The 12,996-nt window shown below is 61.4% G+C and carries 10 protein-coding genes; 5 read left to right on the top strand and 5 right to left on the bottom strand.

The features are described 5' to 3' along the window. Window positions 1–133 precede the first annotated feature (133 nt). Both DXT77_RS01435 and DXT77_RS01430 read left to right on the top strand, forming a co-directional pair. The gene (locus DXT77_RS01435; protein ID WP_119426340.1) at window positions 134–1,987 is read left to right on the top strand and encodes a polyurethanase; all 1,854 of its coding nucleotides are present in this window, start codon (window positions 134–136) and stop codon (window positions 1,985–1,987) included. A gap of 163 nt (window positions 1,988–2,150) precedes the next feature. Further along, complete coding sequence (locus DXT77_RS01430; RefSeq protein WP_119426339.1) at window positions 2,151–2,525, top strand: hypothetical protein; 375 nt, start codon at window positions 2,151–2,153, stop codon at window positions 2,523–2,525. A gap of 57 nt (window positions 2,526–2,582) precedes the next feature. Here the strand turns inward: DXT77_RS01430 and DXT77_RS01425 are convergent, their stop codons facing one another. After that, the gene (locus tag DXT77_RS01425) at window positions 2,583–2,807 is read right to left on the bottom strand and encodes a YgdI/YgdR family lipoprotein (RefSeq protein WP_119426338.1); all 225 of its coding nucleotides are present in this window, start codon (window positions 2,805–2,807) and stop codon (window positions 2,583–2,585) included. 195 nt (window positions 2,808–3,002) lie between these two features. On the opposite strand from DXT77_RS01425, the gene DXT77_RS01420 reads away from it, so the two are divergent. Genes DXT77_RS01420 through DXT77_RS01410 form a run of 3 tightly spaced genes read left to right on the top strand, consistent with a single transcriptional unit; the run spans window position 3,003 to window position 8,900 of the window. Next, on the top strand, window positions 3,003–4,655 hold the full coding sequence (locus tag DXT77_RS01420) for a VRR-NUC domain-containing protein (RefSeq protein ID WP_119426337.1): 1,653 nt from the start codon (window positions 3,003–3,005) through the stop codon (window positions 4,653–4,655). After that, entirely contained in the window at window positions 4,652–6,970 is a 2,319-nt protein-coding gene (locus DXT77_RS01415) for an ATP-dependent DNA helicase (RefSeq protein WP_119426336.1), read from the top strand. The genes DXT77_RS01420 and DXT77_RS01415 overlap by 4 nt, the downstream gene beginning before the upstream one ends. A gap of 10 nt (window positions 6,971–6,980) precedes the next feature. Then, the gene (locus tag DXT77_RS01410) at window positions 6,981–8,900 is read left to right on the top strand and encodes a PAS domain-containing sensor histidine kinase (protein ID WP_119426335.1); all 1,920 of its coding nucleotides are present in this window, start codon (window positions 6,981–6,983) and stop codon (window positions 8,898–8,900) included. Window positions 8,901–8,958: 58 nt separating this feature from the next. Here DXT77_RS01410 and DXT77_RS01405 read toward each other — a convergent pair whose 3' ends face one another. From DXT77_RS01405 to DXT77_RS01390, 4 genes are all read right to left on the bottom strand, one after another. Further along, window positions 8,959–9,396: a hypothetical protein gene (locus DXT77_RS01405; RefSeq protein WP_256662854.1), complete on the bottom strand. Its 438-nt coding sequence runs from the start codon at window positions 9,394–9,396 to the stop codon at window positions 8,959–8,961. A 53-nt stretch (window positions 9,397–9,449) separates the two neighbouring features. Continuing rightward, window positions 9,450–10,793 (bottom strand): sodium:proton antiporter, encoded by a 1,344-nt coding sequence (locus DXT77_RS01400; protein WP_119426333.1) that lies wholly within the window; start codon window positions 10,791–10,793, stop codon window positions 9,450–9,452. Between the two features lie 22 nt (window positions 10,794–10,815). Then, window positions 10,816–11,673 (bottom strand): SDR family oxidoreductase, encoded by an 858-nt coding sequence (locus DXT77_RS01395; RefSeq protein ID WP_119426332.1) that lies wholly within the window; start codon window positions 11,671–11,673, stop codon window positions 10,816–10,818. 90 nt (window positions 11,674–11,763) lie between these two features. Further along, a complete protein-coding gene (locus DXT77_RS01390) occupies window positions 11,764–12,918 on the bottom strand; it encodes a MalY/PatB family protein (protein WP_119426331.1) in 1,155 nt (384 codons plus the stop codon). Window positions 12,919–12,996: the final 78 nt, after the last annotated feature.

Genomic DNA, 12,996 nt, shown 5'->3' with positions numbered 1-12,996 from the left:
CGCGGCCTGCGGCGGTTCCCATTGGAGTTGCATGACAGAAGTGTTGTAAGGAAATGCTCCGGGGCGCCCCGAGAGGGGCGTTCTGGTTGTGAGCTATCTCTGAATAATTCCAACAAAGAGAGAGGCAACAGCAATGGGTGTGTATGACTACAAGAACTTCAGCACAGCGGATTCCAAGGCCTTGTTCAGCGATGCCATGGCCATCACGCTGTACTCCTATCACAACCTCGACAACGGTTTCGCGGTCGGCTATCAGCACAACGGCTTCGGCCTCGGCCTGCCGGCCACGCTGATCAGCGCGCTGATCGGCGGCACCGATTCGCAAGGGGTGATTCCCGGACTCCCGTGGAACCCCGACTCGGAAAAACTCGCTCTCGACGCCGTAAAGAAGGCCGGCTGGACGCCCATCACCGCGTCGCAACTGGGCTATGACGGCAAGACCGACGTGCGCGGAACCTTCTTCGGCGAAAAGCCCGGCTACACCAGCGCGCAAGTGGAAATCCTCGGCAAGTACGACGCCCAGGGCCATCTCACGGAAATAGGCATCGCCTTTCGCGGCACCAGCGGCCCACGGGAAATCCTCATCGGCGACTCCATCGCCGACGCCATCAATGACCTGCTCGCCGCATTCGGCCCCAAGGATTACGCCAAGAACTACGTCGGCGAAGCTTTCGGCAACCTGATGAACAACGTGGTGGCGTTCGCCAAGGCCAACGGTCTCAGCGGCAAGGACATACTGGTCAGTGGCCACAGCCTCGGCGGGCTGGCGGTCAACAGCATGGCGGATTTGAGCGGCAGCAAGTGGGGCGGGTTCTTCCAGGACTCCAACTACATCGCCTACGCCTCGCCGACCCAGAGCAGCACTGACAAAGTGCTCAATGTCGGCTATGAGAACGACCCGGTATTCCGCGCCCTCGACGGCTCGACCTTCACCGCTGCATCGGTTGGCGTACACGACGCATCGAAAGTGTCGGCAACCGATAACATCGTCAGCTTCAACGACTACTACGCCTCGAACGTGTGGAACGTGCTGCCGTACTCGATCGTCAACATCCCGACCTGGATCTCGCACTTGCCGACGGCTTACGGCGACGGCATGAACCGGGTCATCGAGTCGAAGTTCTACGACCTCACCAGCCGTGACTCGACGATCATCGTCGCCAACCTGTCGGATCCGGCGCGGGCCAACACCTGGGTGCAGGACCTCAACCGCAACGCCGAGCCCCACAAGGGCAGCACCTTCATCATCGGCAGCGACGGCAACGACCTGATCCAGGGTGGCAGCGGCAACGATTATCTGGAAGGGCGTGCCGGCAACGACACCTTCCGCGACAGCGGCGGCTACAACATCATCCTCGGCGGTTCAGGCAACAACACCCTTGAGCTGCAGCAGTCGGTGAACAAGTTCGACTTCGCCAACGACGGCGCCGGCAACCTGTACATCCGCGATGCCAACGGCGGCATCAGCATCACACGCGACATCGGCAGCATCGTCACCAAAGAGCCGGGCTTCCTCTGGGGCCTGTTCAAGGACGACGTGACCCACAGCGTGACCGCCGACGGCCTGAAGGTCGGCAACAACGTCACCCAGTACGAGTCGAGCGTGAAGGGCACCAGCGGCGCCGACACCCTCAAGGCCCATGCAGGTGGCGACTGGTTGTTCGGCCTGGACGGCAACGATCACCTGATCGGTGGCGCGGGCAACGACGTGTTCGTCGGCGGCGCCGGCAATGACCTGATGGAGTCGGGCGGCGGGGCGGATACGTTCCTGTTCAGCGGCGCATTCGGCCAGGACCGGGTTGTGGGCTTCAACGGCAACGACAAACTGGTGTTCCTCGGCGTACAGGGTGTGTTGCCCGGCGATGACTTCCGCGCCCATGCCTCGTCGGTGGGGCAGGATACGGTGCTGAAGTTTGGCGCTGATTCGGTGACGCTGGTCGGGGTTTCGCTGAACAGTCTCAGTGCTGATGGAATCGTGATCGCCTGATCGTGACGGTGGAGAGGGAATTTTTTCCCTCTCCCTGTCAAAAGTGACTCATTGGCCACTACCTGACTCAAACCCCTGCACCAACAGGAAATGCGGACTAAAGCCATTGCATGCGCACTCGTCATGTATGGGCAAGCCGCCATTGAGTACAGGAGATTCAAACGTGAAAGGTTTCAAGGGGTATATCGGTATCGTCGGGTTGGCGCTGCTGTCGGCCAACGTCTGGGCCGATCTGCCTCACAGCTCGATTCTGAGCCGCTACGGTGTCAGCTCCGAAGAACTGCCGAAACCGGCATCCACCGAGAACAGCGAGCCGGTCGAAGAGAAAAGCCGCTTTCATATCCAGCCCGAACAACCGTTCGTGACCGTTCGCATCGGCGAAAACAATGAGCCCGAAATGACCGGCAACCTGAGCATCGACCGCATGGCGCAGCAGGAGCGTCAACGCTGCCAGCGTTTGCAGGAAGAAATGGTCCGGCGCGGTGAACGCCCGTTGAACTGCGACGGCTCCCTGCCGGGGATGGCGTTACCCCGCTGAAAAAAGCAAAAAGGCTGCGCTCCTACAGGATTGCAGCCTTTTTTCGTGGGGTAATCGTCAGTCTTCCTTACGCACCGTGGCGACTTCATCGGCTTTGACCCGGATCTTCGCGCCGGAAATGTCCCGGAACTCGTAGAAGCCGTCCTCGGACTTGGTCTTGGGCATGTCCTTGGTCAGGTACTGGGTGCCGTTCTGCAGGGTGACTACTGTCGGGGTCGAGCAACCGGCCAGGGTCAGCAGGGCAGCAACAGCCAGCGGGATCCCGAGAATCTTGATTTTCATACGCAGCGTTCCTGTTCATTTCGACCATTGTCGGCCTCTAACGCGGTTGGTGCCATCGCGCCCGTAAAAGTTCGATGGACTAGCGAAAAAAACCGGATCGCGGATGCCACTGATCCTTTTCCGTTTGCGCCCGTCGGGGCAGAACTGGTATCTGTACGCATAACCAGTATTCGCTTGCCATGGCCCGTTATCACCGTGACTTCCAGCCCCCTCGACGATCCGTTCTATTACCTCAACAACTTCCGGCAAGTGCTTGACTGGCTTGAGCTTCGCTATGCCGACGTAATGAGCGAAACGGAGCATGCCTTCATTCGTGACTTCAAGTCACTGCCGCGCGGCTCCCAGGGGTTGCTGGTGCGGATGGTGATGCGCAAGGGCGTGCATTTTCGCGCGGGCAAACTCAACTATCCGGAGATTGGTGACATTGCATCAGCCGCGCAGCCGTTGCTCGATCATGGCTGGCTGGACGAGCAAGCGCTGCTGACGATGCCGGAGCTGTTCGATCTGCTGCTGAAGGCTGAAGTCGTGCAAGCCTTCGGCCCGGCCATCGATGATCCAAAGGGTCGCAAGGTCGACTGGTTGCCGATCCTGCACGAGCAGTTTGCCGAATCACGCTGCTGGCATGACTGGTGCCCGGCGATTGCAGACCGATTGTTCAGCCTGACGTTGATGGAACTGTGCGACCGGTTTCGCCTGATGTTCTTCGGCAATCTGTATCAGGACTGGTCGGAATTCGTCCTCGCCGACCTTGGAATCTACACCTACGAAAAAGTCGAGCTCAGTGCTGATTCCCGAGGCTTGCGCAGCCGTGCCGACGTCGATGCCTGCCTGTTCCTGCACGATTGCCAGCAGCGTTTCGAGGCGGGCGAGGCGCTGGAGCCGATTGCCGAAGAACTGAGCGTTTTGCAGTTCGATAACCCGTGGTTGCAGCGCCGGCTCGGCAAGCTGTTGTTCCAGATCGGTCAGCATTGCGAACGCATCGCGGAATTTGCCCTGGCCCTGAGCCTTTATCGCGGCTGTGCCTATCCCGGCGCGCGGTTGCGGATGGTCCGGGTGCTGGAACGCTGCGGCGAATATGCGCTGGCGCTGGAGTTGGGCACGCTGGCCGAACAGGTGCCGGAAAGCGCCGCCGAACAACAGGGGCTGCAACGGGCACTGCCACGGCTGCGGCGTAAACTCGGCGGGCCACCGCTCAAGCGCGTTGCTGCACGACCTGTTGAACGCCTGGATCTGCACCTGCCTCGGCTCGATCCGGCGCTGTCGGTGGAGTATCACGTGCAAGCGCATCTGCATGAGGACACCGGCCCTGTGCATTACGTCGAGAACAGCCTGATCAACTCGCTGTTCGGCCTGTTGTGCTGGCCGGCGATTTTCGCACCGCTGCCGGGGGCGTTTTTCAACCCGTTCCAGCGCGGGCCGGCGGATTTGCTCCACGAGGATTTTCAGGGACGTCGGGCCGAGCTGTTCGAAGTCTGCCTGGCGGAACTCGACGACGGCCGTTATGCCGACACCATCCGCAACCGGTTTGCCGCCAAGTGGGGCATTCAATCGCCGTTCGTGTTCTGGGGCGCACTCAATGAAGAACTGCTGGAACAAGCGCTGACCTGCCTGCCGGCCGAACATCTCAAACACTGGTTCAGTCGCCTGTTGCTGGATATCAAGGCCAACCGCGCCGGCATGCCCGACCTGATCCAGTTCTGGCCGCAGCACAAGACTTATCGAATGATTGAAGTCAAAGGGCCCGGCGACCGCTTGCAGGACAATCAATTGCGCTGGCTGGAGTTCTGCCACACGCACCAGATGCCGGTAGCCGTGTGTTACGTGCAATGGGCGGAGCAGGGCGCTTGAGCTACAGCATCGCCGTCAGGGCGTTGTGCGAGTTCACCGCCAAGAGCGGCGACCTCGACTTGCGCTTCACCCCGTCGCCCACCGCGCTGGAGGGTATCGCCGGTCACCGCACCGTCGCCTCGCGGCGTAATGACGCCTATCAAAGCGAAGTGGCGCTGGAGGGCGAGTTCCGCACCTTGAAGGTCAAGGGCAGGGCGGACGGCTACGACCCGACGCAGAACTGCCTGGAGGAAGTCAAAACCTACCGTGGCGACCTGAGCAAACAGCCGGCCAACCACCGCGCGCTGCATTGGGCGCAGGCGAAGATCTACGGCTGGCTGATGTGCTGCCGGTTGCAGCTGGAACAGATCAATCTGGCGCTGGTGTACTTCGACATCGTCAGCGAAAAGGAAACCTGCCTGGTCGAAGCCTTCAGCGCTGAAGCATTGCGCGAGTTCTTCGAACAACAATGCGGCTTGTTCCTGGCATGGGCCGAGCAGGAAATGGCCCACCGTGAAGCGCGCAATCTGGCGGCGCAGCAACTGGGCTTTCCCCATGACAATTTCCGCCCCGGCCAGCGTCATCTCGCTGAGTCGGTATTCAAGGCCGTCAGCACCGGCCGCTGTCTGATGGCCCAGGCCCCCACCGGCATCGGCAAGACCCTCGGCACGCTGTTCCCGATGCTCAAGGCGTTGGCGCCGCAGCAGCTGGACAAGATGTATTTCCTCACCGCCAAGACACCGGGGCGCAAACTGGCGCTGGATTCGGCGCAAGTGCTGTTCGATCACCACGCAACCCTGCCGCTGCGGGTGCTGGAGATGGTTGCGCGGGACAAGGCTTGCGAGCATCCCGACAAGGCCTGTCACGGCGAATCCTGCCCGTTGGCTCAAGGCTTCTATGACCGGTTGCCGGCGGCCCGAGAAGCGGCCAGTCAATTGAGGTTGCAGGATCAGGCGGCACTCCGTGAAGTCGCCGCGCAACACTCGGTGTGTCCGTATTACCTGAGCCAGGAAATGGCGCGTTGGGCCGACGTGGTGGTGGCGGACTACAACTACTACTTCGATTTCACCGCGCTGCTGTTCGGCCTGGCCCAGCTCAATCAATGGAAAGTCGCGGTGCTGGTGGACGAGGCGCATAACCTGGTCGAGCGTGGGCGACAGATGTACAGCGCCACCTTCGATCAGGGAGTCTTCAACAACGTGCGCAAAACCGCACCCGAGGCGTTGAAGAAGCCCCTGCAACGGGTCAACCGCGAATGGAATGCCCTGCACAACGCGCAACTGGCGCCGTATCAGGCCTACGACAAGGCACCGGAAAAACTGCTGCAGGCGATCACGTCGTGCAGCGCGAGCATTGGTGATTACCTCAATGATCACCCGCAAGGGCTGGACAGCGGCTTGCAGAATGCCTGGTTCGAGATGCTGCAATTCTGCCGTGTCGCGGAGTTGTTCGATGCGAACTACCTGTTCGACATCAGCAAGCGTGACCTCGACCGCAAACGTCCGCTGTCGCAACTGTGCCTGCGCAACGTAGTGCCAGCGGCGCTGCTCGGCCCGCGCCTGAAAGCGGCCCGCAGTTGCGTGCTGTTTTCCGCCACCCTCAGCCCTCGTCATTATTACGCCGACCTGCTCGGCACTCCGGCCGACACGGTGTGGATCGACGTTGAGTCGCCGTTCAGCGCCGAACAATTGCAGGTGCGGATCGTCAGCCAGATTTCCACCCGGTTCACCCATCGTCAGGCCTCACTGGAGCCGATTGTCGAACTGATCGCCCGCCAGTTCGTCGAGCGTCCAGGCAACTATCTGGCGTTCTTCAGCAGCTTCGATTATTTGCAACAGGTCGCGCAGTTGCTCGCGGAACGGCATCCGCACATTTCAATCTGGCAGCAATCACGGGGCATGGCCGAAGGGCAGCGGCAGGCGTTTCTCGATCAGTTCACGACCCACAGCCAAGGCGTCGGGTTCGCGGTCCTCGGCGGTGCATTCGGCGAAGGCATCGATTTGCCCGGAGCCCGGTTGATCGGTGCCTTTGTCGCCACGCTGGGTCTGGCACAGCTCAACCCGGTCAACGAACAGATGAAGCGTCGCATGGCAGCGATTTTCGGCGCCGGCTACGACTACACCTACCTGTTTCCCGGCATGCAGAAGGTGGTGCAGGCCGCCGGGCGAGTAATCCGCACCCAGCAGGATCGCGGCGTGGTCATGCTGATCGACGACCGCTTCGCCGAGAGCCGCATCCAGCAGCTGTTGCCGCGCTGGTGGCAGCTCGATCATGCAGATGCGGCTTTCCAATCCGCCGGTTTGACGCATACTCCTGTTATTGAAAATCTGTTTTGAGCCAAGCCTGATGAGCGAGAACAAGAAGTCCGCTGCGATCGAAGACATGCGCTTTCGCCTGCTGATCGATGCCGTGGTCGATTACGCGATCTACATGATCGACCCCGGCGGCATCATCACCAGCTGGAACTCCGGGGCCAAACGCTTCAAGGGGTATGAGGAAGCCGAGATCCTCGGCGAACACTTTTCGCGGTTTTACACCGATGAAGACCGTGCTGTCGGCATGCCGCAGCGCGCGCTGGACACGGCGATCCGCGAAGGCCGGTTCGAAGGCGAAGGCTGGCGGGTACGCAAGGACGGCACGCATTTCTGGTGTCACGTGGTGATTGATCCGATCTACAGCCCGGACGGGCAATTGCTCGGGTTCGCCAAGATCACCCGTGACCTCACCGACCGCAAGATGGCCGAAGAAACCCTCAAGCAAAGCGAACAGCAGTTCCGCCTGCTGGTGCAGGGCGTCACGGACTACGCGATCTACATGCTCAGCCCGGAAGGCCGCGTGACCAACTGGAACCCCGGCGCGCAGCGGATCAAGGGCTACGCGCCCAACGAAGTCATCGGCAAGCATTTCTCGATGTTCTACACCCCGGAGGACCGCGAGATCGGGGAGCCGCAACGGGCGCTGGAAACCGCCGTGCGGGAGGGCCGCTTCGAGAACAAGAGCTGGCGTCTGCGCAAGGACGGCACGCGGTTCCTGGCCCATGTGGTGGTCGATGCGATTCGCGGCGAAACCGGCGCGTTGCTCGGCTTTGCCAAAATCACCCGTGACGTGACCGAAGCCCACCAGGCGCAACTGGCACTGGAGCAGACCCGCGAAGCGCTGTTCCAGGCGCAGAAGATGCAGGCCATCGGTCAGCTCGGCGGCGGTATCGCCCATGACTTCAACAATCTGCTGACGGTGATCCTCGGCAATCTGGAGATCGTGCGTAAGCGCGTCGGCGACGACCCGAAAGTCAGCCGTCTGCTGGAAAACGCCACCCAGGGCGCGCTGCGAGGCGTGTCACTGACCCAGCGCATGCTGGCCTTTGCCCGGCGCCAGGAACTCAAGACCGAACCGGTGAACATCCCGAAACTGGTGCAAGGCATCACCGGTCTGTTGCGCAGCTCACTGGGGCCGGGGATTCGCATCGAAACGCAGTTTCCCGACGATCTTGAAGCGGTGCTCGCCGACACCAACCAGCTCGAACTGGCGGTCCTCAACCTGGCCACTAACGCCCGCGATGCGATGCCCGAGGGTGGCAGCGTGGTCATCGGCGCCGAGCCGCGAGTGGTTTTGCAGCAGAGCCAGTCAACACTCGCAGCGGGACGCTATGTCTGCCTGAGCGTGACTGATACCGGTGAAGGCATGGACGACACGACGCTGGCCTCGGCGACCGATCCGTTCTTCACCACAAAAGGCCTGGGCAAGGGCACCGGGCTGGGGTTGTCGATGGTGCATGGATTCATCGAGCAGTTGGGCGGCCGCTTCATTCTCAAAAGCGTGAAGGGGCAAGGGACATGCGCCGAGCTCTGGCTGCCGGTCGCCGTCGACGGGATGGCGGCCAAGCCTGTCAGCCCTAGGCCGTCCATGGCGCCGGTACCACGACTGAGCGTGCTGGTGGTGGACGATGACGCCTTGGTATTGACCAGCACCGGTTTACTGCTCGAAGACCTGGGGCATCGGGTCATCAGTGCGACTTCCGGCGCTCGGGCGATGGAGATTTTCGATCAAGGGGAAATCGTCGATCTGATGATCACCGACATGGCCATGCCCCTCATGAATGGTGCACAACTGGCGCACGCCGTACGGCTGCTCAAACCGGACTTGCCCATCATCCTGGCCACCGGCTATGCCGAACGCATCGAAGGTTTTGCAGCTGAACTGCCACGTTTGTCCAAGCCGTTCAATCAGCAAGGTCTTGTCGAAATCATTGCGTCAGCGATGAAGTGAAGGCAGATCGCGTCCGCCAATGAAAAGCCCGGCCATGAGGCCAGGCTTTCGGGGAGTTTCAGAACCGGGCTTCAAGCTCGCGGCGCGGATCACGGGCATTGTGCAACGATGCCTCAATAGGCGGGAAATCTTCGTTCAAAACGCTCAGATGATCGATGGCGTCTTCGAACTGCCGATCGGCTTTGCGGCGCACGGCCCGATAGCGTTCGAATTGCTCGATATCCAGACTCTCGCCTTCCAGTAATTGGTTGGCCGTGCGATTGAGCGCCCGGGCTTCTTCGAACAGAGCCCTGTTGCGTTCCAGCGCGAGGGTTCTGCAAGCCTTGATTTGCGCGGATGTTGATGAGCCTTCTTTCATGACCTTTGGCCTTTTTTTTCGAGATTCCCCGTGCCGGGCATTCATTGCCGCAGAGGAGAATCGAGCCTGTCGAACCTCGCCGATCGAAATCAACGAGGCGTTAAGGTTGTGACTGCGGGCAAACAGCGAGGGATCCATTTATTTAGAGAAGGATTCTTGATGTTTCCGTGCAGGCAAGTACCGCACACTCATCATGTTTCCTGTTGCTTCAGCTGCTCGTAGCGGGTGAGGACCGGCTGAGTGCTGATGCCGTGCAGCAAAATACTCAGCGCCACGACGGATAACGTCAGGTCGGTGCACTGGCTCGCCACGGTGTCGCTCAGCCCATGATTCAGGGCATAGAACAGGTAGAACAGACTGCCGATGCCACGAATGCCGAACCATCCGATCAGCCTCCGCTGACGCCACTCCAGCAGCGTTCCCCACGGCATCAGCGCTACACAGAACGGGCGGATGACGAGGAACAGAACGCCGCCCACCCACAGCGCTCGCCAGTCCCAGTGAGTGGCCAGCACCACGCCGAGCAGGGTGACCAGAAACACTTCCATCGCCCGCTCGACCAGACTGCCGAAGGCGAGCATGTCGCCCATCATGATCCCGGCGGCCACCTGACTGTCTTCCAGCCGCTCGGTATCGCCATGCACGGCGTGTTGCGGTTCGACGTGCTGATGGCCCACTACCGGTTGAACCAGATGCTCGGCCGGCGGCTCACTGGCACCGGTGGATTTCACTTCCTCCTGACGCAAGCCCAACCCCGCGGCAAACACCGACAGAAAACCGTAGCCGCCAATGGCGTCGGCCCCCACATAGGCCAGTGCAATCAGGGCCAGGGTCAGATAGTCGTTGGGGCTCACGGTGCTGTCTTCATGGCGGATCTGCAAGGCGAGGGTGATTCGTCCGATTCCGCGACCCAGCCAGTAGCCAGTGAGCAATCCGGCGGGAACCGCCCACAGCACGTCATGCGTTATCCAGTGGCTCCACTCGGCCGCCAGGCCATCGCCCTTCAGCCACAACAACCCGAGGATCACGAACGGAAAGGCAATCCCGTCATTGAGCCCGGCCTCACCCGACAGCCCGAAGCGCACACTGTCGATGTCTCGCGCGTCACTGACCTGCACCAGAGAAGCCAGTACCGGGTCGGTGGGCGCCAGAATCGCGCCGATCAACAACGACGGCCCCCAGCCCAAGTCCAGACCGTAACGCAGCAGCAGGCTGACACCGATGATCGTCAGCACCATCACCGGCCCGGCCAGGCCGAAGGCGATCCGCCAGCGTTTGTCGCGCAGCGGCAGACGCAGCTTCAAACCGCAGACGAACAGCGAAAACAGCACCGCGACTTCGGTCAGATGCTCCATCCACGATGAAGCCTGCTCCAGCGGCAGCTTCAACAGGTCGAGACCGCCTGGTCCGATACCGATGCCGAGCAGCAGACACACAGCCGACGTCGTGACCGGCAGCCAGCGCAGGTAGGACGACGTCAGCGCAAGGATCAGCAGGACCGCACCCAGCACGGTGACCCAGATAATGAAGCTCATGGTTCATGGCCCGCCGTGACCGTCAGAGCATCGGTTTGCCGCCTGTGACCCCATAGCGTTGCCCGGTGATATAGCTGGCCTCATCCGAAGCGAGCAGCACGTAGATCGGCGCGACTTCCACCGGTTGTCCCGGCCGGCCGAGCGGCGTTTGCTCGCCAAAGTGCTGGACTTCCTCGTCCGGCATGGTCGAGACAATCAGCGGGGTCCAGATCGGCCCGGGCGCCACGCAGTTCACGCGAATGCCACGAGGGCCGAGCATTTGCGCCAGACCGCCGGTGAAGTTGGCGATTGCGCCTTTGGTGGTGGCATAGGCGAGCAGGGTGGGTTTGGGCATGTCCGAATTGACTGAACTGGTGTTGATGATCGAGGCGCCACGGCCCATGTGCTTGAGCGCCGCCTGGCACAGACGGAAAATCGCCGTGATGTTGACGTCGAAGGTCATCAGCCATTCGTCATCGGGAATCTCTTCGAAGGTTTCGTGGGTCATCTGGAACGCGGCGTTATTGACCAGCACATCGATATGGCCGAAGCGTTCGACGGTCTGATCCACCAGGGCCTGGCAATGAGCTTTTTGTGCAATGTCGCCGGGCAGCAACAGACACTGGCGCCCGGCCTGCTCGACCCAGCGCGCGGTTTCCTTGGCATCTTCGTGTTCGTTGAGGTAGGCGACCGCCACATCGGCGCCTTCACGGGCGAAGGCAATGGCCACGGCGCGGCCGATGCCACTATCGGCGCCGGTGATCAGGGCGATCTTGCCGGCGAGCCGGCCGGAGCCGGAGTAATGTTGCTCACCGCAATCGGGATACGGTTCCATTTTGCGCTGGGAACCGGGTACGGCTTGCGCCTGTTGCGGAAACGGTGGAACGGGATAATCGGTCATCGTCAATCTCCGGGTTCATGGCAGGTGTGGCCGGTTGACTCGGCACTTTTGTCATGAGTTCGATCGGATCGACGATGACCCTTACAGGATTCAGGCCTGGTGTCCGGCCAGACTGCGCGCCATCCGCGCAATGCCTTCTTCCAGCAGCGAACGCGGGCAACCGAAGTTCAGGCGCACGAATTGCTGGCTCTGGTCACCGAAGTCGATGCCCGGGCTGAGCCCGACGCGGGCCTGTTCGAGGAAGAACTGCTGCGGATTGTCCAGGCCCAGGGCCGAGCAATCGAGCCACGCCAGATAAGTGCCCTGCGGCACATTGATCGTTACGCCGGGCAGGCGGCTGCGAACCGCTTCCACCAGCCAGTCACGGTTGGCTTGCAGGTACTGTTTCAGTTCTTTCAGCCACGGCCCGGCCTCGCTGTAAGCCACGCGGGTGGCTTCCATGCCCAGCGGGTTGACGCTGTCGACCATGCCACAGCGGGCGTGGTTGACGCGCTCGCGCAGGGCGCTGTCCTGAATGATCATGAACGAGGTCTTGAGGCCGGCAATGTTGTAGGCCTTGCTCGCCGACATCAGGGTGATGGTGCGTTGGGCGATTTCCGGGCTCAGGGACGCGGTCGGAATGTGCACGCGACCGTCGTAGCACAGCTCGGCGTGGATTTCGTCGGAGATGATCCACGCATCCTGCGCCATGCAGATGTCGGCCACCGCTTGCAGTTCTTCACGGTCGAAGACCTTGCCGATCGGGTTGTGCGGGTTGCTCAGCAGCAGGGCGCCGCCACCGGTGAGGGATTCACGCAAGGCGTCCAGCGGCGTGGCGTAGGTGCCGTCGGCTTGGGCGTTGAACTCCAGCTCGACCTTGTTCAGGCCCCAATGACCCGGTGCATGGCGCAGCGGCGGGTAGTTCGGGGTTTGCACCACGACATTCTGTTGCGGTTGCACCAGCGCCTTGAGCGCCATGTTGAAACCCGACTCGACGCCCGGCAGGAAGATCAGCTCCTGCGGTTTGACCCGCCAGGCGAACTTGTTCCAGAGGTCGGCGACGATGGCCTCGCGCAAATTGTCCTGGGCGACGCTGTAGCCGACCAAGGGGTGCAGCAGACGCTGTTGCAGCGCTTCGATGACCACCGGTGGTGCCGCGAAATCCATGTCAGCGACCCACATCGGCAACACATCGGCCGCATAGCGGCTCCACTTGGTGCTGCCGGTGTCGTGGCGGTCGAATACCTGATCAAAATCGAAAGTCATGCGCGGTCTCTGAGGGCGGAGATGGGTCGTGCCGGCGATGATAAACCTCCATCCCCCGTGGGAGCGAGCCTGCTCGCG

Source organism: Pseudomonas sp. 91RF, assembly GCF_003576265.1.
Taxonomy (GTDB): domain Bacteria; phylum Pseudomonadota; class Gammaproteobacteria; order Pseudomonadales; family Pseudomonadaceae; genus Aquipseudomonas; species Aquipseudomonas kribbensis.
This window is presented reverse-complemented; position numbering and strand designations above follow the sequence as displayed.